The 23,369-nt window shown below is 42.0% G+C and carries 22 protein-coding genes and 1 tRNA gene; 9 read left to right on the forward strand and 14 right to left on the reverse strand.

Translation table 11 applies throughout. The features are described 5' to 3' along the window. Positions 1 to 166: 166 nt before the first annotated feature. Entirely contained in the window at positions 167 to 751 is a 585-nt protein-coding gene (locus BGI33_RS01195) for a superoxide dismutase (RefSeq protein ID WP_100089558.1), read from the forward strand. A 67-nt stretch (positions 752 to 818) separates the two neighbouring features. Here BGI33_RS01195 and BGI33_RS01200 read toward each other — a convergent pair whose 3' ends face one another. The 10 genes from BGI33_RS01200 to radA form a co-directional block, all read right to left on the reverse strand. Next, a complete protein-coding gene (locus tag BGI33_RS01200; RefSeq protein WP_100089559.1) occupies positions 819 to 1,631 on the reverse strand; it encodes a MetQ/NlpA family ABC transporter substrate-binding protein in 813 nt (270 codons plus the stop codon). 268 nt (positions 1,632 to 1,899) lie between these two features. Next, the gene (locus BGI33_RS01205; RefSeq protein WP_100089560.1) at positions 1,900 to 2,568 is read right to left on the reverse strand and encodes a methionine ABC transporter permease; all 669 of its coding nucleotides are present in this window, start codon (positions 2,566 to 2,568) and stop codon (positions 1,900 to 1,902) included. Next, entirely contained in the window at positions 2,565 to 3,518 is a 954-nt protein-coding gene (locus tag BGI33_RS01210) for a methionine ABC transporter ATP-binding protein (RefSeq protein WP_202984291.1), read from the reverse strand. Before BGI33_RS01210 ends, BGI33_RS01205 begins: the two co-directional genes overlap by 4 nt. Positions 3,519 to 3,761: 243 nt before the next feature. Next, a complete protein-coding gene (locus tag BGI33_RS01215) occupies positions 3,762 to 4,544 on the reverse strand; it encodes a ChbG/HpnK family deacetylase (RefSeq protein ID WP_180296985.1) in 783 nt (260 codons plus the stop codon). After that, a complete protein-coding gene (locus BGI33_RS01220) occupies positions 4,537 to 4,950 on the reverse strand; it encodes a GtrA family protein (protein ID WP_180296986.1) in 414 nt (137 codons plus the stop codon). Before BGI33_RS01220 ends, BGI33_RS01215 begins: the two co-directional genes overlap by 8 nt. Continuing rightward, a complete protein-coding gene (locus BGI33_RS01225; protein ID WP_100089564.1) occupies positions 4,947 to 5,909 on the reverse strand; it encodes a glycosyltransferase family 2 protein in 963 nt (320 codons plus the stop codon). Before BGI33_RS01225 ends, BGI33_RS01220 begins: the two co-directional genes overlap by 4 nt. 93 nt (positions 5,910 to 6,002) lie before the next feature. Next, positions 6,003 to 7,421 carry a glycosyltransferase family 39 protein gene (locus BGI33_RS01230; protein WP_180296987.1) on the reverse strand — a complete coding sequence of 473 codons (1,419 nt, stop codon included), beginning with the start codon at positions 7,419 to 7,421 and terminating at the stop codon, positions 6,003 to 6,005. Between the two features lie 242 nt (positions 7,422 to 7,663). Next, positions 7,664 to 8,314, reverse strand: coding sequence for a fumarylacetoacetate hydrolase family protein (locus BGI33_RS01235; protein ID WP_100089566.1), 651 nt, complete (start codon positions 8,312 to 8,314; stop codon positions 7,664 to 7,666). A 147-nt stretch (positions 8,315 to 8,461) separates the two neighbouring features. After that, positions 8,462 to 8,764: a putative quinol monooxygenase gene (locus BGI33_RS01240; RefSeq protein ID WP_100089567.1), complete on the reverse strand. Its 303-nt coding sequence runs from the start codon at positions 8,762 to 8,764 to the stop codon at positions 8,462 to 8,464. 94 nt (positions 8,765 to 8,858) lie between these two features. Further along, positions 8,859 to 10,232 (reverse strand): DNA repair protein RadA, encoded by a 1,374-nt coding sequence (radA, locus tag BGI33_RS01245; RefSeq protein WP_100089568.1) that lies wholly within the window; start codon positions 10,230 to 10,232, stop codon positions 8,859 to 8,861. Positions 10,233 to 11,234: 1,002 nt separating this feature from the next. On the opposite strand from radA, the gene putP reads away from it, so the two are divergent. The 5 genes from putP to secF all read left to right on the forward strand — a co-directional run bounded on the left by putP (position 11,235) and on the right by secF (position 16,827). Next, on the forward strand, positions 11,235 to 12,722 hold the full coding sequence (gene putP / locus BGI33_RS01250) for a sodium/proline symporter PutP (RefSeq protein WP_180296988.1): 1,488 nt from the start codon (positions 11,235 to 11,237) through the stop codon (positions 12,720 to 12,722). A 119-nt stretch (positions 12,723 to 12,841) separates the two neighbouring features. Then, positions 12,842 to 13,516: a RadC family protein gene (gene radC, locus BGI33_RS01255; protein ID WP_100089570.1), complete on the forward strand. Its 675-nt coding sequence runs from the start codon at positions 12,842 to 12,844 to the stop codon at positions 13,514 to 13,516. A 126-nt stretch (positions 13,517 to 13,642) separates the two neighbouring features. After that, positions 13,643 to 13,942, forward strand: a complete 300-nt coding sequence (gene yajC, locus BGI33_RS01260) for a preprotein translocase subunit YajC (RefSeq protein ID WP_100089571.1) — start codon at positions 13,643 to 13,645, stop codon at positions 13,940 to 13,942. An 89-nt stretch (positions 13,943 to 14,031) separates the two neighbouring features. Then, positions 14,032 to 15,885, forward strand: a complete 1,854-nt coding sequence (secD, locus tag BGI33_RS01265) for a protein translocase subunit SecD (RefSeq protein WP_100089572.1) — start codon at positions 14,032 to 14,034, stop codon at positions 15,883 to 15,885. A gap of 6 nt (positions 15,886 to 15,891) precedes the next feature. After that, positions 15,892 to 16,827, forward strand: coding sequence for a protein translocase subunit SecF (secF, locus tag BGI33_RS01270; protein WP_100089573.1), 936 nt, complete (start codon positions 15,892 to 15,894; stop codon positions 16,825 to 16,827). 215 nt (positions 16,828 to 17,042) lie between these two features. Here secF and BGI33_RS01275 read toward each other — a convergent pair whose 3' ends face one another. Further along, a complete protein-coding gene (locus BGI33_RS01275; RefSeq protein WP_100089574.1) occupies positions 17,043 to 17,684 on the reverse strand; it encodes a hypothetical protein in 642 nt (213 codons plus the stop codon). A gap of 195 nt (positions 17,685 to 17,879) precedes the next feature. Between BGI33_RS01275 and BGI33_RS01280 the strand changes: the two genes are divergently transcribed. Continuing rightward, entirely contained in the window at positions 17,880 to 18,233 is a 354-nt protein-coding gene (locus tag BGI33_RS01280) for a Spx/MgsR family RNA polymerase-binding regulatory protein (RefSeq protein ID WP_100089575.1), read from the forward strand. 20 nt (positions 18,234 to 18,253) lie between these two features. Next, positions 18,254 to 18,991 carry a UDP-2,3-diacylglucosamine diphosphatase gene (locus BGI33_RS01285; protein ID WP_100089576.1) on the forward strand — a complete coding sequence of 246 codons (738 nt, stop codon included), beginning with the start codon at positions 18,254 to 18,256 and terminating at the stop codon, positions 18,989 to 18,991. Between the two features lie 346 nt (positions 18,992 to 19,337). Here BGI33_RS01285 and rho read toward each other — a convergent pair whose 3' ends face one another. Then, complete coding sequence (gene rho / locus BGI33_RS01290) at positions 19,338 to 20,600, reverse strand: transcription termination factor Rho (protein ID WP_100089577.1); 1,263 nt, start codon at positions 20,598 to 20,600, stop codon at positions 19,338 to 19,340. Positions 20,601 to 21,456: 856 nt separating this feature from the next. Between rho and BGI33_RS01295 the strand changes: the two genes are divergently transcribed. Beyond that, on the forward strand, positions 21,457 to 21,954 hold the full coding sequence (locus BGI33_RS01295; RefSeq protein WP_257378952.1) for an FKBP-type peptidyl-prolyl cis-trans isomerase: 498 nt from the start codon (positions 21,457 to 21,459) through the stop codon (positions 21,952 to 21,954). A gap of 56 nt (positions 21,955 to 22,010) precedes the next feature. Here the strand turns inward: BGI33_RS01295 and BGI33_RS01300 are convergent. Next, positions 22,011 to 22,086, reverse strand: a tRNA-Asn gene (locus BGI33_RS01300). A 122-nt stretch (positions 22,087 to 22,208) separates the two neighbouring features. After that, the gene (gene argB, locus BGI33_RS01305; RefSeq protein WP_100089579.1) at positions 22,209 to 23,123 is read right to left on the reverse strand and encodes an acetylglutamate kinase; all 915 of its coding nucleotides are present in this window, start codon (positions 23,121 to 23,123) and stop codon (positions 22,209 to 22,211) included. Positions 23,124 to 23,369 lie beyond the last annotated feature (246 nt).

Genomic DNA, 23,369 nt, shown 5'->3' on the forward strand with positions numbered 1-23,369 from the left:
TTTATTTGCCGCTGATGAGGGCAGTGTATTACAATGATTAATGAACCATATAATGGTTTAAGGTGAGTTAAACGTTTTTTATATTTGCAAATTAACCCAATTTGCCTGAACGCATAAACACACTACAAAGCACTAACAAACCACCTAATCAAAAGGAATCTCAACCATGGAACATAAATTACCAGTACTGCCCTACGCTCTTGATGCTCTGGCACCACACATTTCCAAAGAAACAATGGAATACCACTATGGTAAACATCATCAAACTTATATCACCAATATGAATAACCAGATTAAGGGTACTGAGTTTGAAAACATGCCTCTGGAAGAGATTGTAAAAAAATCTTCAGGTGGACTATTTAATAACGCAGCGCAAGCTTGGAATCATACTTTTTACTGGTTTGGTTTTGCCCCGAATGGTGTAGCATTGACAGAAAACGGCGCTTTAGCCAAGGCAATCAATGCTAAATGGGGCAGCTTTAATGCCTTTAAAGAGGCATTCGATAAAGTAGCAGCAGGTACCTTTGGTTCAGGCTGGGCCTGGTTGGTAAAAACACCGGATGGTGAGCTTGATCTGGTATCAACCAGTAATGCTGCCACTCCACTTACCAGTACCAATACTCCGCTGTTAACATGCGATGTATGGGAACATGCTTACTACATTGATTATCGTAATAGTCGTCCAAATTACTTAAGTAATTTCTGGGAAATTGTTAACTGGGGTGAAGTAGAAAAACGCTTCGCTGCCTGATTAAACAGTAATTATAAAAAATCTAAAAACTGCCTTGAAAAGGCAGTTTTTATTATTGAGTTTTGATTTAGTTACTTTCTTTAGGTATGTACCAGTAATGCTTGGTGTTATGTGTTTGCATATACTGCTTGAATTCTACTGAGTTATAAGCTGATTTAACAGCCTGAGCCCAAGACTTTTGTACATTATCCGCTCTTACTGCTACCACCAGCTCAAATGCAGGTACTATATCTTCCTGCAAAAGGGCAAGATCAGGATTAATTTTGGCTGCATAGGCTCTGCTTCCCGGTATCACTGAGTAATCGAAATCAGACAATGTTCTTGGAATATTACCCGGGTCTAGTTCTGTAATGCTCAACTGATAAGGATTAGTTTTGATATCATTTTTAGAAATCATGCCTGGATTAGTTAGGGGTTTTAGGGTAATCCAGCCTGCTTTCGCTAGCAGACGATATGCTCGGGCAGCATTTGCCGGGTCATTAGGTACGGCGATGGCACTGCCTTTTTTTATTGCCTGCAAATTATCATGGCGTTTAGAATAAATAGCTGTAGGTACGGTTGGAATGTGTGTCAAAGCCACCAGACTGGCTTTTTTGTTTTGATTGAAAGCGAGCATATAAGCAGTATGCTGATCGACATTAATATCTACACTGCCTTGCTGTAAAGCAATATCGGCCTGCAGTAAATCAGAAAAATCAATCTGTTTAATCTGGTAACCCTGTTTTTCCAGAATCGGCTTGACTGCATCAAGAAAAAGCTGGCTATAGGGCCCGGGCGATGTACCAATAATAATCTGTTTGCTATTGTTTTTATTCTGCTGGCAGGCCCCCAGTGCTAAGCAGGCTATTATTAAAATAAAAAGATCCTTTATCAGCTTCATGCTATCTGCTCCGGTTAAAGTAAGATTTAAATCCTATATTTTGCAAAAACCAAAAATTTTTAGTCTGTTCTGAATAGAGATTAACCACTTGCATTTGGCTTTATGATTGTTTGAGTGAGTCTTCCAATAGTTAGAAAATTGAGATTAAATGATATTTTCTACTGATTGCAGCAGGATATTAAAAGATTGGCTGCTTATAAACAAAGATTAAAAAGTTATAAGCTTATAAGTACAAAAAACGGCTTTTTTCAAAGCCGTTTTTTACAGCTTAATTCTTTTTGGCTTTGGCCGCGAGCCAGTTGCCTAAAGTCTGGATAATTTGCACAATCAATACCAGTACAATGACAGTAGCAATCATAATTACGTAATCAAACCGCTGGTAACCATAATTAACCGCCAGATCACCAATACCGCCACCGCCAACTGTACCAGACATGGCTGTGGCATCAATCAAACCAATCAGTGCTGTGGTTAAAGCCAGAAGAATAGAAGGCATTGCTTCCGGTAAAATAAAATAGCGAATAATCTGGAAATTGGTGGCACCCATTGATTGAGCTGCTTCAATAATCCCGGCAGGCACACTCAGTAATGAGTTTTCTATCAGGCGTGCTATGTAGGGGGAAACAAAGATAATCAGGGGGATAATCATTGCTTTGGTGCCAATAGAGGTATGAATAATCAAGCTGGCAACCGGTAATACACAAATCAGCAGAATAATAAAAGGTAATGAGCGGACAATATTAATAATAATATTTAACAAGTTATACAATATTGGCTTTGGCCACACGCCTCCCTGACGGGTAAGCAATAATAATACGCCCAGAGCTGTACCTAATATTGAACCCAGAACAAATGAAATGCTAACCATGTTGAAGGTTTGCAATAATGCTGTACCAAACTGGTCAGCAGTTAATGAGGTTTCAAACCATTGATTCATACACCACCTCTTTCAACCCGAACGCCTTTTGTTTGTAAAAATGCCACTGCCTGTTCTACATTTATTTCAGTACCGTTCATTTGAATAAACATACTTCCCAGCACAACACCACCTATTTCACGCATATTGGCAAAAAGTATATTGATTTCCACCAGCTGTTTTAAAATCAACTCGTTTACTACTGGCTCTCTGGCTGAATCGCCCAGAAATTCTAGGCGGAAGATATTGTCTTGTTCAACCAGACTATCCAGTACAGCTTCGGGTATTTCAGCATTGATTACAGTGCTGACAAATTTTTTTGTTGTTTCCTGCTGTGGTGCTGAAAAAATATCCAATACTGAACCCTGCTCGATTACCTGACCTTTTTCCATCACGGCCACTTTATTACAAATTGAACTGATTACTTCCATTTCATGGGTAACCAGTAATATAGTAATATTACGTTCATTATTAATTTGCTTTAATAATTTCAATATTGATAAAGTAGTTTGCGGATCCAGTGCAGAGGTTGCTTCATCACACAATAATATGGATGGCTCAGTAATCAGAGCGCGTGCAATTCCGACACGCTGCTTTTGTCCGCCGGATAACTGACCGGGGTAGCTGTGTTTTTTGCCGGCTAAATCAACATACGACAACATTGCATCAACCCGACGATCAATTTCTTCACGTTTTAAGCCCTGCAAAACCAGTGGAATGGCTATATTCTGGGCTACTGTTTTGGATTCCAGCAAATTAAAATGCTGGAAAATCATACCAATCTTTTTCTTGTGCGCGCGTTGTGCTGTAGCATCCAGTTTGTTTAAGTCAACTCCATCTACACACACTGTGCCAGTTGTAGGTTTTTCTAGCTGGTTTACCAGACGGATTAAGCTGCTCTTACCTGCGCCACTCCAACCAATCAGCCCGAAGATATCACCCGTATCAACAGTGAGATTAATATCATTCAAGGCATGTACTTGCTGTTTATTTTTGATATAAGTTTTTTTTATATTTTCAAATATGATCATAACGACCCTTAGAATATCCAGTGCAATTTGATTCCAGATGATGTAGTTGCAATGCAATACAGATAGTGTACTTGATAAATCATGAACGTGCTGACTGAATTTTTCATGCCAACGGCTAAAAACCACAAGTATACTGTAAATAATAGTCAAAATGGCTGGAATTATTTATCAATGGATTACTGCTTAGCGACAATGATTTCCCTGTCGAAGGTCTTGCCAGTTAACTGCATGGCAATGGTGCTGCTGCCAGCACTGGATAAACGCTTCACTTTGCAACCATTGCCATTCATATTCACGCGCACTTTTAATTTCATCATTCCAACTCACTGACGGAACCGCGGGATGACACATAATCAACAAACCCTGTTTTGAAGCACTGCCAAGCCATTCTGTCCATTTGGCCTGTAAGATTTTGACATCCGCATCGAAGTTGTAAATACCTGCGAAAGCACAATTATGTGTGATGTGTGCTTGTTCTAATGATTTATCTAGCTGATAGCCGCCAAGAGCATGAATTATTCCTGCTTTGATATCGTGCTGTGTGCTTTTAGTGCTGCGTACTGCAACATCACATCCATACCGCTGTAATATAATCTCTAGTAAAACGGAACGTATCTGCGGAAACTGATGAACGTGCTGATGTCCATCTATAAAAACCGGTTTATACCCGATTTTTTCTTCAAAGGCATCAAGTTGGCGATTAATCACATCCTGCAAAATTGTTTTTGGCCATGCATGTAAGTAAGATTTGATTAAAACCTGTTTCAGGCTGCCCAAACCTGCAAAACCAGTTAAATCAAAATGCAAACCAATATCGATATGCTGTTTTTTCAGTTCAGCTACTTCATCTGCTGCAATTGTACCCAGGCTCATGAAACTACTGGCCTGTATGCGTCTCATTTGCGCCAACCGCACTACAGCTTCGTTTACGGCTGCCGACAAACCTAAATCATCTACATTAATCATTACTGGCTTCATGGCTTACTTTCTCATTGAAGGCCCAGAATTTACCCAGAATAAAAGATAAAACCGTCACTATTATGGTAACAATGATCCATAACCACCAGTAAGCCTGATTGCCAAACCATTTTATGCCAGCCATGAATAAAATCTGATTAAGCCCAAAACCTACCACGGCACTGCAAAACCAGCGCCAAAGAGCCTGAAACCACGAATAATGCGTCTGGCTAAAGGTAAGGTGATAATGTCCCATAAAGCTGATAACAAAAGCACACAGGAAAGCCAATGGATTAGCTAAAACAGGCACAAGCTGAGCATACTGTACCAGTAGTAACAAACAGAAAAAATGCATAGCAGCAGCAGCTCCTCCTACCAGAGCAAACCAGCCTCCCTGTCTGGAAGCGATTTTCATTTTGGTTCGCGGCTGTCCCATACTTTATCCACCAGATAAAGCGGCCGCTGTTTTACTTCTTCATAAATACGGCCAATATACTCGCCAATCACACCAAGACAAACCAGCTGAATTCCGGCAGAAAACATAATTCCAGCGGCCAAAGTCGGCCAGCCGGCAAGGTCTTTGCCAAAAAATAAGGTATCAGCCACAATACACAAGCCATAGATTAGTGCCAGCAGGGAAATAATCAGTCCCATCCGAGAAATCCAGCGTAACGGCCGTTGTGAAAATGATGTAATACCTATCAGGGCTAATTCAAACAGGCTAAAATAGTTAAATTTACTTTTGCCAGTCTGGCGTAAAGATGCCTGAAATGGGATGTAAATGGTAGAAAAACCAACCCATGCATACAGCCCTTTCATAAAACGCTGTCGCTCAGGTAACTGAAGCAGAGCTTGTACCACTCTGCGCTTCATCAGACGAAAGTCACCGGCATTAGGGGTAAGCTCATAGCGATGCGTATCCTGCATAAAATGGTAAAAACTATTTTTCAATGTTCGGATTAATAACCCTTCGTGTTCGCGCGAGGCCTGTACTGCTGCTACCACATCTACATTATTGGTATGCATCAAAGTCAGCATTTGCTCAAGTACTAATACAGGATGCTGGCCATCAGCATCCATCATAGTAACCAGCTCACCCTGCGATTGCTCCAGTCCGGCAGTCAGTGCTGCTTCTTTCCCGAAATTGCGTGAAAACTGCACCAATCGCAAGGCAGTGTTGGCCGGTAGTTGTTGCCTGAGCTGCTCATACGTAGCGGTCAAATGATCTGTACTGCCATCATCAACCAGAATAATTTCACAAGATTTTTCCTGCCGGCTGGTAAAAGTAAATAATTCCGGCAAAAAACGGCCTACTGCGGCCGCATCATTATATATTGGTAGAATAATGCTCAAACCAATGATATTTTTATCCATATAATTTACCTTACAGACGACTGGCAGATTGAGATAACCCAGGCATTTTATAGATAATACCCGATTTCATTTTTGCAATAAGTAAGCACATTGTTACTTCAAACATTTTTTTGGAATATAAGCCTGCCAGACTACTTTAAGCGGTTCACGATCAGGCAATTTATTCCATGCGATTGTCCACTCCCCTCGTTTCATGATCAAATCAGGCTGGTGAGCTAAAGGCTGTAACCATGGCACTTGCGGCCGCTCGTTGGCTGGCCATAATGCCAGTGTGCCATGCTGCTGCAAACGATTATCACTCATCCAAGGTGAATAGGCAGCATCGCCCGACACCATTACCGATGGGGCAAATTTTGAATAGGAAGCAACCAATAGCACTACCCAGTCTGAACCAGTCATACTGTCCAGTTTACATGAAGAAAGCATTTGCCATTGTTTATCAGCCTGTGTGGCCAGTGCAACCTGTGGCCAGTCCATGCGTGAAGGTTTATGGCGTATACGGGCACCAAATTCTACATAAGTAGCCATTAATATGGTGACGATTAATGCCCAGATGCCTGTGCCTTTTAGCAAGGAGTCAATTTTATTGGTGAATACCTGTTCAGGGATGAGAGCAACTATTATCAGTCCAGATAACCCCCACATCGGCATACCCCACATATCCCGCAAACCAAGTCCGAAAATCAGTCCGGCACAAGCCAGTATCGATGTAGGAGCCAGTCCCATCCATAACAGAAAATGCCAGTCAGACCGATACATTATCTGAACGGGAGTGCGTAAGCTCAGGCGTGTACGGGTAAAAAGAAGAATCAGTAAAAGGGGCAGATGATTGATTATCTGTGTTCCCAGATAACCAAAAGCAGCCAAATGACCATTGCGGCTGGCATCCTCGGCAGAACGGGCGGAAGCATAGGTCAATGGTAACCAGTTATGCTGCATGAGCCAGTACACGTTCGGAGCAAAAACCAGTAAGGCTATCAGTATCGCCAGCCATGGTTTTGCTGTTAACCATAAGCGGCGGTATGGTGTGCACAGCGAATACAGTACCATGGTAATAATCAGTACGGCAACAGTATATTTTACCAACATACCAGCGCCAGCCAGCAAACCAAACAGCAACCAGTATCGCCAGCGATTTTCTCGGATCGCCAGATAAAATACGTATACCAAGCCAAGCCATACTGGCATTTGCGCTATATTATGATTGAACTCCAGTGAAGGCCACGTATAGTAAAAGATAGCCAATAAAAACAGAGCACCTACAAATGCCCTGCTCGGACTCATCAGGCGTCGTCCAAACAGATAAGCCAGCCACAAGCTCAGCGCAATAGTACACTGGCTCAAAATATACGGGCCGATGTGTCCGAAAATATGATAGAAAGAATACAGTATCCAGCTTGAAAGTGGTGGATGCTTGTAATATCCCCATTGCCATTCACGCCCCCAATAAATACCTTCAGGCACATCTAATGGGTAGCTGGCAGAAAGCACAAATGGTAATACTGTCCACAAAATAAAATACAGGATTAACCATAAAGGCAATCGGACTGAAAACGGTCTACATGACATGGATAGGATTTCAGCTTTTAAAGCACATTATTATAGCGGTACTGTAAAGATTAAGGTCAATTCCACAGTACAGCACCAGTGGATTACGGACAGATAGTCTTTAATAAGCCATCCTGTCCCGAAAAACTCAAGCGCAATTTTTTTGATAAATTGCGCTTGAGTTTTATCAATCAGGTTGAATAAATTCATGCCACCTGAAATTTAAGCATAATTTTTTCCGGCCAGATCAATTCCAGCTCATCACCAGACTTAATTGCGGCAACGCCTGCCGGTGTACCGGTATAAATAATATCACCAGCCTGCAAACCATAAACACGGGACAAATAACTGATAATCTGCCGACAGGAGAACATCATGTCGCGACTATTGCCCTGCTGTCGTATTTCCCCATTAACTTTCAGGCAAAAATCCTGCGTCTGGATATCGTTGACCTTATCTGGGGTAATAAAGTGTGAAACACACGCAGCGGTAGGAAATCCTTTGGCCTTCTCCCATGGCAGCCCTTTACCTTTTAGTTCTGTCTGCACATCACGAGCAGTTAAATCCAAACCAATGGCATAACCGCCTACATAGTTAAGTGCCTTGTCTTCGTCTACATCAATAGCATTTTCTTTAATGTAAATGACCAGCTCACACTCGTGATGTACATCCCGGCTATAAGCCGGCAGTTTTATATTATCGCCAGCCTGAGCCAGAGAAGAAGTTGGTTTCAGAAATACAACCGGTTCGTCAGATTTGGCATTATGCAATTCTTTCACATGTTCTGAATAATTTCGTCCGATACAAAAAATATTGCCTAAAGCAGCTTGCTGCCCTTCAATTTGAATGGTTTTCATCATATGTTACCAAAATATAGTTCAAGCCTGAATATTAACTACTGTCTGAAAACACCAATTAATTAATCCGACAAAAACAGTTTGTCAAAATCACAAATTCTGCCCGTATTATCCCTGATTACCGGGCAGAATACAGATTTAGCTGGCTTAAAAGGTAGTAATTTCACCTAATTTTAATAATTGCATAGGTTCACGCAAATATGGCTCAACAGTTTTAATCAGATTTTGAAAATGGGCGGTATTATTATGCTCATCAATCGCAGCTTCATTAGCCCAGCATTCTATAAATACAATGCGATCAGCCTTATCCAAGTCCTTGTTAACTGTATAAGACATATTGCCCGGTTCTTGATGGGACAGAGTCACACACTGCTCAACTACTGCCGCAATATTCGGCCATGCATCGGTTTTTAGCTCCATCATGGCAACTAGCTTAATTGGTTGTGACATATCTTCATCTCCAGAATTTTATATTAGGCAATAGCACAAAAAGTAATACCACAGTTTTAAGCCTATCCTTTTAATTAGGTTCAGGCAAATAAAATTACTCGCGGCGAGTAGCGTCTACACCTTCCTGAACCGAGTTTACCCCGATAATAGTCAAACCTGGAAAATCAGCTACCCGTTTCGGACAGTTGGCCGCCGGAACAATGGCATGCGTGAATCCGAGCTTTTCTGCCTCGCGTAGCCGTTCCTGTCCGCGTGGTACGGGGCGAATTTCACCAGATAAACCAACCTCACCAAATACAATCAGCTTTTCCGGCAAGGGGCGGTTACGATAACTGGACAACATGGCCAGAATAACAGCCAAATCGGCAGCCGGTTCCGTAATCTTTACACCACCGACGGCATTCAAAAATACATCCTGATCGTAGCAGGCAATACCAGCATGGCGGTTCAGCACAGCCAGCAACATGGCCAGACGTTCCTGTGCCAGCCCCACGGTTAATCGCTTGGGCGCAAAGCCATGTGCATCATCAACCAATGCCTGAATTTCTACCAGTAGCGGACGCGAACCTTCCTGTGTTACCAGCACGCAGGAGCCGGGTACGTCATCACGGTAGCTGGATAAAAACAGTGCCGAGGGATTAGACACCCCTTTTAGCCCTTTTTCCGTCATCGCAAAAACACCCAGCTCATTGGCGGCGCCAAAACGGTTTTTAATTGCCCGAATCATGCGGTAATTTGAGTGGGTTTCCCCTTCAAAATACAACACTGTATCTACCATATGCTCCAGAACGCGTGGTCCGGCAATTGCTCCGTCTTTAGTTACATGTCCAACCAGTAACATACTGATGCCCTGCTGTTTGGCCAGGCGGGTTAACTGGGCAGCACATTCGCGTACTTGTGATACTGAACCGGGTGCAGAAGTAATACTGTCTGAATACATGGTTTGAATCGAATCAATCACCACCACTCTTGGCTGCTGCCGCGCAATAGCTGCACTAATCGCTTCGACCCTGATTTCTGCCAGCAAATGCACTCTGTCTGCCTGCACACCCAAGCGCTGCGCACGCAACGCTACCTGCTGTGCCGATTCCTCACCAGAAACATACAATACCGATTCTTTTTCTGCCATCTGGGCTATTGTTTGCAGCAGTAAAGTAGATTTACCAATGCCCGGGTCTCCGCCCAGCAGGATAACCGCACCTTCTACCAGCCCGCCTCCAAGCACCCTGTCCAGCTCCCCCATACCGGTAGCAGTGCGCTGTACTTCAACCGCACTCACGTCGGCCAGCAGCTGCACCTGCGTTTGACCGGCTGCCCATGACTGAAAGCGGCTATTGGACGCGGCAGTGGGTAAAACTGTTGTTTCTTCTAGCGTATTCCATTCGCCACAATGCGGACAACGTCCTTGCCATTTAGGTGAATTACCGCCACAACTGCGACATTGAAACTGAGTTTTTTGTTTTACCATGAAACCTTTCCAACAAAATTTTCTCTAAATTTGGCAAAAACGAAGTATGGTATTGCCCACACTGCTTCAAATGTTTGCCAGTCTGGCGTTGCTAGGCTGGCTTTTTATGTTCACAAAGCCAATGATTAATATTTAATAACCCATTTATTGTCAATGAATATTGATACAAGCCATCTTCCAAGCAGGATGTTTAAAATACAATAAACACGGGGTTAAAAACGTAACGCACCTATTTAAAAATCATCACCAATAAGCCCTTTTATCGACGCATTAATTGATTTAGTAAAATCAGTTTGTGGTATTTTGATTTTACATGAGCTTTAGATATGGTAGAAAACCATATATTGCGCTCTTTACGTTTCTATATAACCCTATTTCGGGTGGAATCATACTCGGCTTTCAGCAGGCGCATAATGGTATTGGCCAACTAAAATCAGCATTCGAAACAAAATTTCTGTTTTTCTCTCAACATTGGGTTGCTGAATTGATGCAAAGTTTTTCAGGATCAAGACCTATTGTGCAAATATAACTTTAGAACTTACCCATTCTAACGCTAAAATTCGCTCAGCGGGTTGGCAGTAGGTTTTGTTAACATTTACATTTATGGCTTGAACCGAAAGTACTGTAGCAATAAGTAGTTCAAATGTGGATTTGACAGATAGGCTTAGTCATTGGATATTTTAAATATAAACTTTTAATCTTCCCATATTTGAATTCGAGTTGCCCGTTTCACACAATAATTATAATCAGTGTATATATAAAATATTATATACTTTATACATTGATTATATGCTGGCTAAATTTGGCTTTTATCGAGATTCATACGTGCAGATGCTTATTGAAGCAGTAACCTATACTACTTTGTTCTATTTGAATCTTTATCGGCTTAGCTAATGTAGAGTGGATTGATTTTAATAAATCGTCTGCTTTCTGACATGATGCTTTTTGTGATAAAACTAGCCCACTATTTTTCTAATTTCATAAACAGGGTTTTTCTGAGATATGTCCTTACCAATGATTGTCACCTTTGCTGTGTACATTTTAGGAATGATTGTAATCGGTTTTTTTGCGTATCGATCAACGCAAAATTTTGGTGATTATATTTTGGGTGGGCGTCGTATTGGCAGTATGGTAACCGCACTTTCTGCTGGAGCCTCTGATATGAGTGGCTGGCTGCTCATGGGATTACCGGGTGCTGTATTTTTGTTTGGTATTTCACAAAGCTGGATTGCCATCGGTTTGATAACTGGTGCTTATTTAAACTGGTTATTGATTGCCGGTCGATTACGTGTTTTTACTGAAATCAATCATAACTCATTAACTTTACCGGACTATTTTGCTCACCGTTTCGATGATAACAGCTCGTTACTGCGTATCATTTCAGCGGTTATCATTCTTATCTTTTTTACTATTTATTGTGCATCAGGGGTAGTTGCTGGTGCTAAATTATTTGAAAGTACCTTTGGTATGAGTTATGGCTGGGCTATGTTAGCAGGTGCCGGTGCGACCATTACTTATACATTTATCGGTGGCTTTTTAGCTGTTAGCTGGACAGATACCATTCAGGCCAGTTTGATGATGTTTGCCCTGATTTTAACGCCTATCATGGTAATAATTAATACTGGTGGCTTTTCAGACGCCATAATCTATATTGAATCCCTTAATCCAGATTATACAGACCTCTTTGCTCATGTGGATGTTATTGCAATAATCTCATTGCTTGGTTGGGGATTAGGTTATTTTGGACAACCGCATATTCTAGCCAGATTTATGGCTGCTGATTCACATCAAGTGATGAAAAATGCACGTCGCATTAGTATGACATGGATGATTTTATGCCTGGCCGGTGCTATTACTGTAGGTTTTTTTGGAATAGCGTTTTTTGCCAATCATCCTGAACTGGCCTATCTGGTTAATAATGGCAAACATGAACGCATTTTTATAGAGCTGTCAAAATTACTATTTAATCAGTGGGTTGCAGGTGTTGTACTGGCAGCAATTCTAGCTGCTGTAATGAGCACTTTAAGCTGCCAGTTATTAGTGTGTTCAAGTGCTTTAACAGAAGATTTTTATCGCGCTTTTTTCAGACCTCAAGCCAAACAAAGAGAGCTTGTCTGGATTGGACGGATTATGGTGTTATTAATATCGGTGATTGCTATCTTATTAGCGATTAATCCAAATAATAGCGTTCTGGATTTGGTGAGCCATGCCTGGGCTGGTTTCGGTGCGGCATTTGGTCCAATTATTATTTTCTCGGTATTCTGGTCACGCATGACACGTAATGGTGCACTAGCCGGTATGATAACCGGTACTGTAACGGTATTACTGTGGATCAATTTTAACTGGTTTCATCTGTATTCACTTATTCCCGGTTTTTTGTTTGCCTCCATCGCCATTGTGATTTTTAGCTTATGCGATAAAAAACCAAACGAAATAGTGCAAACTCATTTTAAACACGCGTATGAACGCTACCATAGCAAAACAGAATAGATTTCTTTCATGTAATCTGAGTTTAAAACAGGTGGTGAAGCGAGAAAGCCAAGTAAAACCAATTTATTTTATTACAAAGTTATATTATGATTATGTCTTTAAATGACATAAACGTAATAATGAGTATCAAGCACTGGCCGCAGCACGATCGCCCAAGGGAAAAGCTTCTCAGACTGGGTGCTGCTGCCTTAAGCGATACTGAGTTACTCGCCATTTTGCTGCGCACTGGCACACGTGGCATGAGTGCTGTAGACCTCGCACGTGAGCTCATCTCAAAAATGGGTAGCTTGCGTGCCCTACTTGAAGCTGATTGCCAGCAGCTTTGTCAGCATCGCGGCATGGGCGTGGCTAGTTATACCCAATTTGCCGTTATTCGCGAAATTAGCCGGCGTATGCTGGCAGAAGAAATCCAACGCCGTCCTGTTTTTACCCAGCCTAAAGCCGTAGCAGATTTCCTGCGGCTGCACATAGGCCATGAAAAAGTGGAAGTATGCATAGCATTGCTGCTGAATCAGCGCAATGAACTAATGCATACCATCGAACTGGCACGTGGCACTATCAATGAAGCCAAAGTGTACACCCGCGAAGTTGCCGCAGTGGCTTTAAATCATTGCGCAGCGTCAATCATTCTGGCGCATAATCATCCGGGACAATCCACTATGCCTTCTACAAGTGATATCGAGTTTACCAGACAGATAAAAGCAGCACTAAACCTGTTGGAAATACGCTTACTGGATCATTTCATCATCACTGCCGAAAAGGCAACCTCAATGGCAGAATTAAACTTGCTATAGCAATCATTATGGCCTGAGGCTGTTTATTTACCGATAGTGCTGCGCAAAACTGGATAAAATTATCATTGCCGATTACAATGGCTGGTTTAATAGCGTTATTTACCTGAATCATACGGAGTAAACCCCATGATTGATTTTGCTTATGCTGCCAACACTGCCGGCTCCCAGAGTGGCCTCATGCAATTTTTACCACTTTTATTAATACTTGTTGTATTTTATTTTCTCATAATCCGCCCGCAGCAAAGCAAGCATAAAAAACATCAGCAGATGCTAACTGAGCTGAAAAAAGGCGATAAAGTGATCACTTTGGCTGGTATTGTCGGCAAAATTACCAAAGTTAATGAACAATACTTCACTCTGGAAATTGCCCCGAAAGTAGAAGTTGAATTTGAACGCAATGCCATCAGTGGCAAAGTACCAGAATAAATCAGTTTCCCTGCCGCAGCTATGCAGTTGCGGCCTTTGTTTTCTTTACCTGAATTGTAAAACAACAGTCTGCAAGCAAGGCAGCAAATATGAATCGTTATCCTTTGTGGAAATACCTGCTTATCATCGTTTCAATCATACTGGGACTGTTATATACCATTCCCAATCTTTTTGGCGAGATACCGGCAGTCCAAATCTCTACCAACCGTCAGGCCATTACCATAAATGAGCAAACCGAAAATACGGTAAAACAGGCACTGACTGCTGCCCATATCCAGCATCAGGGTATGTTCATCACCGATGGCAGCCTGAAAGTGCGTTTTAGCGATACGGAGACTCAACTCAAAGCGCGTGATGCCATTGCGGCCAAGTTTGGCGATGGCTATATCGTGGCATTAAACCTGCTGGCCAATACTCCGGAATGGATGGAAAAAATTCACGCCAAGCCTATGTTTCTGGGTTTGGACTTACGCGGAGGTGTGCATTTCACTATGCAGGTTGATATGAATTCAGCCGTAGACAAAACGCTCGACAGCTATGCCGGGGATATTCGTCGCCAGCTGCGCAAATTACAAATCCGCAGTGGCAATATTGTTAAAAACGGACAAACACTGGTAGTACCATTCCAATCTGCTGCTGATGCCACTACAGCCATATCAGGATTAAAAAAATATCTTAACGATGCTACACTTACCCAGAATGGTGACCGCCTGATTGTAAGCCTGAGTGATACTGCTCTGGCCAGAATCCGTACTGATGCAGTAACGCAGAATATCAATACCCTGCATAACCGCGTTAATGAACTGGGCGTAGCAGAACCTGTTATTCAGCAGGCAGGACCAAACCGGATTGTGGTACAACTGCCAGGTGTTCAGGACACAGCTAAAGCCAAAGACATTATAGGCCGTACGGCCACCCTGCAAGTGCGTATGGTTAGCGACAACCCCATTCAGTATCAGCAGGCATTGCAGGGACATACTCCAGACGGCTTTGAACTGCTGCCATCTGCTGGTAATGGTGCCCCAACACTGGTCAGCAAACAGGTGGAGCTTACTGGTGATAACATCAATGATGCACAGGCCAGCTTCAACGATCGTGGGCAACCAGGTGTAAGCGTAAACTTTGATAGTACTGGTGCCAGCATCTTTGCCGACCTTACCCGCAACAATGTTGGCAAGCGTATGGCCATGGTACTTATCGATCAGGGCAAAGCAGAAGTTATTACAGCACCAGTAATCAACGAACCGATTCCGGGTGGCAAAACCATCATTTCCGGCAATATGAATATCGCTGAAGCCAATGATACCGCCTTGCTGCTGCGTGCCGGCTCTCTGGCAGCGCCAATGAAAATTATCGAAGAACGCACCATTGGTCCATCACTGGGTAAAGAAAACATCAGCAAAGGCTTCCATTCGACCCTATGGGGTTTTGTGGTAGTAGCCATATTCATGATGCTTTACTACCGGCTGTTTGGTGTATTCTCGGTAGTTGCCCTGTCATGCAATCTACTGTTTCTGATTGCCATTCTGTCTGCCATGCAGGCTACCCTGACACTCCCTGGTATTGCTGCCATTGCCCTTACACTGGGTATGGCTATTGACTCGAACGTATTGATTAACGAGCGTATCCGCGAGGAGTTACGCCATGGCAATACACCACAGATATCAATTAATGCTGGTTATGACCACGCATGGCATACCATTGTGGATTCAAATATCACCTCACTGATTGCCGGACTGGCATTACTGATATTCGGTTCTGGCCCTATCCGTGGATTTGCCGTGGTGCACTGTCTGGGTATTCTCACTTCCATGTACTCATCCGTAGTGGTTTCACGTGCCATTGTTAATTTGTGGTACGGCCGCAAACGTAAACTGAAAATGCTGTCCATTGGCCATATCTGGATTGCTGATAGCGCCACTACCAGTAAAAGTAAGGCTTAATTAATTATGGAATTCTTTAAAATCAAACGCGATATCCCGTTTATGAGCTATGGCAAGCTGACAACGGCGATTTCATTAATTACTTTTATTCTGGCTGTATTTTTTCTTGTCACTCGCGGGCTGAATTTTTCTGTAGAATTCACCGGTGGTACTGTGATGGAAGTGGAATTCAAGCAGAGTGCAGATTTAAACAAAATTCGCAGTGAGCTGGATGGGCTGAAGCTGGGCGAGGTACAGGTACAGGCACTGGGTACCAACAAGCAAATCATGATACGCTTGCCCAATAAAGCCAACATGACTTCTGCACAACTGTCTAATCAGGTAATGAACTTGCTCAAACAGCATCAGGAAGGTGTGAGTCTGCGGCAGGTTGAATTTATCGGGCCGCAGGTTGGTGAAGAGCTGGTTACCCATGGCCTGTTGGCTCTGGGCATGGTCGTTATTGGCATCATCATTTACCTGTCCATGCGCTTTGAATGGCGATTTGCCGTTTCTGCCATTATTGCCAACATGCACGACGTCGTGATTATTCTGGGCTGCTTTGCCCTGTTTCGCTGGGAGTTTTCCCTTACCGTACTGGCTGGTGTACTGGCCGTGCTTGGTTACTCAGTGAATGAATCTGTGGTGGTGTTCGACCGTATCCGCGAAAACTTCCGTAAACCGCATATGCGCGGTAAAAGTGTTCCGGCTATCATCGATAACGCCATTACCGCCACCATGAGCCGAACAATCATCACTCACGGCTCCACTGAAGCAATGGTTATTTCCATGCTGGTTTTTGGCGGTGCAGCCTTGCATGGTTTTGCCATGGCTTTAACCATCGGTATCGTATTTGGTATTTACTCTTCTGTATTGGTAGCCAGTCCGTTATTGCTGATGTTTGGTTTAAACCGGCAGAATCTGGTTAAACCACCAAAACGTAAGGAAGAAGCCGTGGTATAAAATTGCAGTATTGCCTACTAATATAAAAATATCTCCAGACTGAAACATTTTCTGGAGATATTTTTGATTATCAGACTAATTACCACATTTGCTTTAGCTACTTCACTATTCCAACTTAGCAACTGAATTTATGAAATAGAGTATTCTGTCTCTTACAGTTAATTAAAGTAGCCAATCATTTGTAAAGTAGTAAGCAAACATAGCAGAATGTTCACCTAGTGCAGTACCCGTTCGTCTTTCCATCCTTTATCGGTTAAAACCAGTACCGCAGTACGACGCTGAGGTTCCTGCAAAGATTTCCACCAGCTTTCATCTGTAGTTTTGAGTAAATCTTTAGCCCATTTTTCTGGTATCAGCTTTGCATCATAAACCACTTTGGAAATAGTTACTCCATTTGCGGGTGTTGGTTCAGTAAAGAGTACGATTTTATCGACCTTCTGTGTACCGAGACACAGCAAATTTCCCTGTGCATTATTCAACATATTGGCTTCACCTTTACTGGTTCGATAGTACACAGCTTGCGGAATATCCGATCCGCCGTTAACAGTCAGAGTGGAATCTTTACCTTTTTCGTATAGATCTGCATCAGTAAGAATATCCATCTGTCTCAGAGCAGTTTTATTAACTTTATCACCCTCACCATTTTTTCTGGCAATACGAATTTCTTTGCTGCCTATGGTAACCATATTGTTCATACCGCCCTGAACATTATCCAGCACCAGATTAACGGCCAGACAAACTTTATCATTTTTGGCAAATTCATCAATCGCTTCACTAAAATTACGGTTACTCGCTTCCTGCTTACTACCACAGGCTGCCAGTAACAGGCTGATAGCAAGTATACTGATTTTTTTCATTCTGGCTTTCCTCATCAAAAATAAAAACTGGCCTGATTAAAGCATACTGCCAATATGCCGGATTAGCAATGCAGACAGTATACCTTAAGCCTGCTCAAGCAATATTGAACGGCCAATCGGCATAAAACCAACACTTAAGCAAGTATGGGCAAACCGGTATAATACTAATCTATCTGAACATACAGGTTTTCATTCATGAGTATCCGAATTTACGGTATCAGCCAGTGTAATACAGTAAAAAAAGCGCGCCAGTGGCTGGCAGAGCAACATATTAACGCTGAATTTATTGATTTCAAAAAAATACCACCCACTGTCGCAGACATCCAGTTCTGGCTTACACAAATTCCCAAAGAAACACTGATTAATCGTAAAGGCACTACATGGCGAAAATTAAGTACCAGTGAGCAGCAGAATGCACTAAGCAGCGATGAAGCAGCCATTAACCTGATGACTAACCAACCTTCTGTCATTAAGCGTCCAGTACTGGTAAATAACCAACGCGTACTGGTTGGTTTTGATGCGCAACAATATACTGAGTTTTTAGCCTGATATTTCTACAAATACAAACTATGAATACCACTATCTTTATTTCTGATTTACATTTATCCGAACAAACACCGCCATTAAATGAATTATTTCATCGCTGCCTGCAACAATGGCAAGGTAATATTGATGCACTGTATATTCTGGGCGACTTTTTTGATGTCTGGATTGGTGATGATGACGATAATGATTTTATCCGTCACATCAAAAACGAATTGAAAGCTTTCACTGCAAGCACCCCAGTTTATTTTATTCATGGTAACCGCGATTTCTTGCTGGGTGAAAAATTTGCAACCGAAAGCGGTATTAAACTACTCACAGCACCTGAGCGGATAAATCTTTATGGCCACGATTATATAATCATGCATGGTGATGAATTATGCACCGATGATGTGGCCTATCAGCAATTTCGTGCCCAGTCCCGCAATCCGCTATGGCAAATGGCTGTACTAAGTAAACCCATCGCTGAAAGACGTTTACTGGCCGGACAGATTCGCCAGATGAGTGAAACGCGCAAGAATAATGAAGGCAAAAGCGAAATATCCGATGTGACTGAAAGTGCCATTCATACCTTGATGACCAGCCATGCTCAGGCCGCTCTACCTACTCTGATTCATGGTCATACTCACCGCCCGGCCGTGCATGAATCACAGCTAAACAATCAGTCTTTCAAGCGTTATGTGATACAGGACTGGGCTGAAAACTATGGCGGCTATCTGGCTGTTGATGCAGAAGGTGTACACGTGCATGAGCTTAAGCTTTAATCCGACATATTTGTTTTAAGCTATCAGACAAATATATCTCTTCTGTTCATTCTTGCCATACCCAAGAACAAACAACAGAACCATACTGCATAATATCGGTATGGTTCTATTACTGCTTATTCAACTGCTCCTGTTTGTTGTTCAACACTGACTGTATTAACAGGAAAACTGTCTGCCCAAAATAACATATAGAATATTAAAAATTCGTATACACACTTAGTCCGGTAGTAAGTATAGTTTATCTAACCAGCTAAGCTGAAATAGTGTCTGATTACAGCGACACTGGCTTAAATAAAAAACCGTGTTTATAGAACTAAACACGGTTTAAGTAAGCCAGAATACTTGGTTATTTACTACCACGCATTAAATCAAAAAAGTCTGCGTTATTTTTAGACTGTTTTAATTTATCAATAATAAATTCCATTGCCTCAATATCATCCATTGGATGCAGGAATTTACGCAACAGCCACATTTTCTGCAAATGCTCATTGGAAACCAGCAACTCTTCACGACGTGTGCCAGAACGATTGATATTGATCGCCGGGAACAGACGTTTTTCAGCCATGCGTCGATCAAGATGCAATTCCATATTACCCGTGCCCTTGAACTCTTCATAAATCACATCATCCATACGGCTACCAGTTTCAACCAGAGCGGTAGCGATAATAGTTAATGAACCACCTTCTTCCACATTGCGGGCTGCACCAAAAAAGCGTTTGGGACGATGCAGAGCATTGGCATCAATACCACCGGTAAGAATTTTTCCAGAAGCAGGAATAACCGTATTATAAGCACGCGCCAGACGGGTAATTGAATCCAGCAGAATAATCACATCTTTTTTGTGCTCCACAAGGCGTTTGGCTTTTTCAATTACCATTTCTGCTACTTGTACATGGCGGGTAGCTGGTTCATCGAAAGTGGAAGAAACCACTTCACCGCGTACAGAGCGGGTCATTTCGGTTACTTCTTCCGGGCGCTCATCAATCAGCAGCACAAGTAGTTCTGCTTTAGGATAATTGGCAGTAATCGCATGCGCAATGTTTTGCAGCATCACCGTTTTACCGGATTTCGGCGGTGCAACCAGTAAGGCACGCTGACCAAAACCAATCGGAGCGATCAGGTCAATGGCTCGGCCAGTAAGGTTTTCACCGGAGCGAATATCCCGCTCTAGCACAAACTGACGGTCTGGAAATAATGGGGTCAGGTTCTCAAACAGAATTTTATGTTTGCACACATCTGGGTTATCACCATTGATTTTATCCAGACGTACCAGTGCAAAATAACGTTCGTTGTCTTTAGGTACACGCACGCTACCTTCAATCGTGTCACCAGTATGCAGATTGAAACGGCGAATCTGGCTTGGGCTGACATATATGTCATCCGGGCCAGCCAGATAAGATGTATCCATACTGCGCAGAAAACCAAAGCCGTCGGGAAAAATTTCCAGCGTACCGGAACAGGTAAACGCCTCTCCCTGCTTCATTTTAATGCGTACAATCGCAAAAACAAGGTCTTGTTTACGCAAACGGTTGGCATTTTCAATGCCAAATTCTTCAGCTATGCCCAATAATTCAGACACATGTAGGTTTTGTAATTCAGAAACGTGCATAAAGATATAAATGAACTTATTTATTAGAATTCAAGATAAAATGAGTCGGCAGACTCATAATAATTCCAGTTACCGAGCCTTATATACATGGTGCATGCAAAAGAATGGTAAGGTTTTTATTGAAAGTCGATTTGGTTTTAACCTGCCGCTATAGACATTAAACAAAGATTTAGAATAGACATCTTCTTATAGGATGCAATTCTATTCTTCAAGTCTAATAGTGTCAAGCCATTATCAACATTCGAATAACACCGGTGATAAGCATACCCGCAAAATGAAAACCTGACATCTGGAAATACCGTGCGATTAAAATAGGTATAACATTTTTTTTAATCTGTTCAAGGGAGCAGTTCGTCCAAACCACAATTCAAGTTAATATAATTTTTTTATTGTTATATTAACCATTTATTTTTAACTCTATACTGTTATTCAGGCCGTATATTTACCTTATTATTAATTTTAGTATATTAATGTAAATTAAAAACTAAAGGTATCGAAAAGACAACAGTACAGCTAAAGCCGATATAATCTACCAAGACAAGGTACCAGAATAAATTACTATAATCCGCTGCATTTTCAGAAAAATTTGTTTTCAGCGTATTACAAATCAGTCCATCTATGAGTAATAGCCATTATCAATCGGGTTTAACCAATATCGGCAAAACACAGTGCCTGAAATATACTCCTTTATCTGTTTAAAATAACAAATTCCATTTAAATAAGGGTTTACGTCCGCATCTAGCATTTGCTTAACTGTTTTATGCAAAGCAGAAAATTTGTTTTTCCTGATGCTGCTATAATTACTCTTCTTCCAATGTTTTAGAGAGAAATTATGAAACGCTTGTCTTTTACTATTATGGGAATCACTACTCTGCTGGCTGTATCAGCCTGTAATTCCACTGATAATGGCTATAAAAATAACAGCAGTGAGCCGGTAGCTGCTTCTACTTCGGCTACCCGAAACCCACAGGTGGCAGGAGATGAGTTTCTGGCCAAAAATAAAACGGCACCGGGAGTAAAAACCACTACATCAGGTTTGCAATACAAAATTAATCATGAAGGATCGGGCAAGAAACCTAAAGCCACGGATATGGTTACCGTCCAGTACGAAGGTCGGTTAATTGATGGCACGGTATTTGACAGTACTGCGCAACGGAATAATCAGCCAGCCACATTCCCGCTTAATGGCGTTATATCGGGCTGGACTGAAGGTTTGCAATTAATGTCTGAAGGCAGCGAATTTACTTTTTATATTCCTGCAAATCTGGCCTATGGCGAACAAAGTCCAACGAGTGCCATTCCGGCTAACAGCGTATTAATCTTCGATGTAAAGCTACTTAAAATTGGTGAATAATCAATAGCATCAGTAATGAAAAAAGCACTCAAATATTTGAGTGCTTTTTTCTAATCTGGCTCCCCGACCAGGGCTCGAACCTGGGACCTGCGGATTAACAGTCCGTCGCTCTACCGACTGAGCTATCAGGGAATGAGGCGAGATTATAGCGTTTGTAATTTTACTGTCAAGCTTTTTAAACAAATTTTCTGCCAAAATTTTATTAAATCATTAATTACACAATAATTAAATATTGATAATCTGATAAAACCAGCTTATTCAGCCTGCTCATTCCGGCCAAGAATCATCGTCCCAACACCTTTATCAGTAAATATTTCCAGCAACAAAGCATGAGGAACGCGCCCATCAATAATATGAGTATTGTGCACACCATGCATGGCAGCCTGCAATGTGGCATTGATTTTAGGCAACATGCCATTTTGCAAGGTGCCATCGGCAATCAAGGCATTGATATCAGTCGGGGTTAAACGACTCAGTAACTGATTATTTTTATCAAGTACTCCGATGGTATTGGTAAGCATAATCAGCTTTTCTGCTTTTAGGCTTTCTGCCAGCTTACCGGCGACCACATCAGCATTAATATTAAAAGCCTCACCCTGCTCACCTACACCAACAGGCGCAACAACAGGAATATAGCCATGCTCTACCATTTCCTTAATCAAGGCAGTATCAATTGCCTCAACCTCGCCTACCTGACCGATGTCCTGCCGAGCATTCTCCGGCGTGGTGACAAACAATTTTTTAGCCTTGATAAAATGATTGTCCCGACCAGTGATTCCTACTGCGTGTCCGCCATGCAGATTCAGTAAAGAAGTGATTTCCTTATTTACACAGCCGCCCAGCACCATTTCCACAATATCCATGGTTTCACTATCAGTGACACGCATTCCTTGAATAAAATGATTTTCTTTGCCTACCTTCTGTAACAATTCATTAATTTGTGGCCCACCACCATGTACAATAATCGGATGAATGCCCACTAGCTTGAGCAACACCACATCTTTGGCAAAACTTTCTTTCAATTGTGGGTCAGTCATTGCATTACCGCCATATTTAATAACCATGGTAACCCCGGAAAAGCGACGGATATAGGGTAATGCTTCGGCAAGAATATTGGCTTTGGTTTTGGCCTCAATGGTATTAAGGCCTATGCTGCTGTCTGTGCTCATTATTTATCCTAGTCTGATTAAACCGTTTCTCTACTTAGTACGGTTAAGTTTATCGCCGGATTCAATAAAATAAAACCATATTTTGTGATGAAAGGTTTATTTCAGATGATTGAAATAACTAATAAATACACAAAGATGGAATGGTAGTATCAGACAGACAGCTAAAACGGAGCAAAAACTCAGACAGGCATATATCCAGATGGTAAGTATGAAGCTAACTTAGCCAGCTATAGAAGACATAAGCAA

The sequence above is a fragment of the Snodgrassella alvi genome (assembly GCF_002777425.1).
Classification (GTDB): Bacteria; Pseudomonadota; Gammaproteobacteria; order Burkholderiales; family Neisseriaceae; genus Snodgrassella; species Snodgrassella alvi_B.

What these genes read in the sequence shown, in the direction of transcription:
- BGI33_RS01195 (WP_100089558.1), top strand. Translation starts at nt 167, where the DNA reads ATGGAACATAAATTACCAGTACTGCCCTACGCTCTTGATGCTCTGGCA.
- argB (WP_100089579.1), bottom strand. Translation starts at nt 23,123, where the DNA reads ATGAGCACAGACAGCAGCATAGGCCTTAATACCATTGAGGCCAAAACC.
- BGI33_RS01295 (WP_257378952.1), top strand. Translation starts at nt 21,457, where the DNA reads ATGGGAATCACTACTCTGCTGGCTGTATCAGCCTGTAATTCCACTGAT.
- rho (WP_100089577.1), bottom strand. Translation starts at nt 20,600, where the DNA reads ATGCACGTTTCTGAATTACAAAACCTACATGTGTCTGAATTATTGGGC.
- BGI33_RS01240 (WP_100089567.1), bottom strand. Translation starts at nt 8,764, where the DNA reads ATGTCACAACCAATTAAGCTAGTTGCCATGATGGAGCTAAAAACCGAT.
- BGI33_RS01205 (WP_100089560.1), bottom strand. Translation starts at nt 2,568, where the DNA reads ATGAATCAATGGTTTGAAACCTCATTAACTGCTGACCAGTTTGGTACA.
- BGI33_RS01225 (WP_100089564.1), bottom strand. Translation starts at nt 5,909, where the DNA reads ATGGATAAAAATATCATTGGTTTGAGCATTATTCTACCAATATATAAT.
- secD (WP_100089572.1), top strand. Translation starts at nt 14,032, where the DNA reads ATGAATCGTTATCCTTTGTGGAAATACCTGCTTATCATCGTTTCAATC.
- BGI33_RS01220 (WP_180296986.1), bottom strand. Translation starts at nt 4,950, where the DNA reads ATGAAAATCGCTTCCAGACAGGGAGGCTGGTTTGCTCTGGTAGGAGGA.
- putP (WP_180296988.1), top strand. Translation starts at nt 11,235, where the DNA reads ATGTCCTTACCAATGATTGTCACCTTTGCTGTGTACATTTTAGGAATG.
- radC (WP_100089570.1), top strand. Translation starts at nt 12,842, where the DNA reads ATGAGTATCAAGCACTGGCCGCAGCACGATCGCCCAAGGGAAAAGCTT.
- secF (WP_100089573.1), top strand. Translation starts at nt 15,892, where the DNA reads ATGGAATTCTTTAAAATCAAACGCGATATCCCGTTTATGAGCTATGGC.
- BGI33_RS01235 (WP_100089566.1), bottom strand. Translation starts at nt 8,314, where the DNA reads ATGAAAACCATTCAAATTGAAGGGCAGCAAGCTGCTTTAGGCAATATT.
- BGI33_RS01285 (WP_100089576.1), top strand. Translation starts at nt 18,254, where the DNA reads ATGAATACCACTATCTTTATTTCTGATTTACATTTATCCGAACAAACA.
- BGI33_RS01215 (WP_180296985.1), bottom strand. Translation starts at nt 4,544, where the DNA reads ATGATTAATGTAGATGATTTAGGTTTGTCGGCAGCCGTAAACGAAGCT.
- yajC (WP_100089571.1), top strand. Translation starts at nt 13,643, where the DNA reads ATGATTGATTTTGCTTATGCTGCCAACACTGCCGGCTCCCAGAGTGGC.
- radA (WP_100089568.1), bottom strand. Translation starts at nt 10,232, where the DNA reads ATGGTAAAACAAAAAACTCAGTTTCAATGTCGCAGTTGTGGCGGTAAT.
- BGI33_RS01275 (WP_100089574.1), bottom strand. Translation starts at nt 17,684, where the DNA reads ATGAAAAAAATCAGTATACTTGCTATCAGCCTGTTACTGGCAGCCTGT.
- BGI33_RS01280 (WP_100089575.1), top strand. Translation starts at nt 17,880, where the DNA reads ATGAGTATCCGAATTTACGGTATCAGCCAGTGTAATACAGTAAAAAAA.
- BGI33_RS01200 (WP_100089559.1), bottom strand. Translation starts at nt 1,631, where the DNA reads ATGAAGCTGATAAAGGATCTTTTTATTTTAATAATAGCCTGCTTAGCA.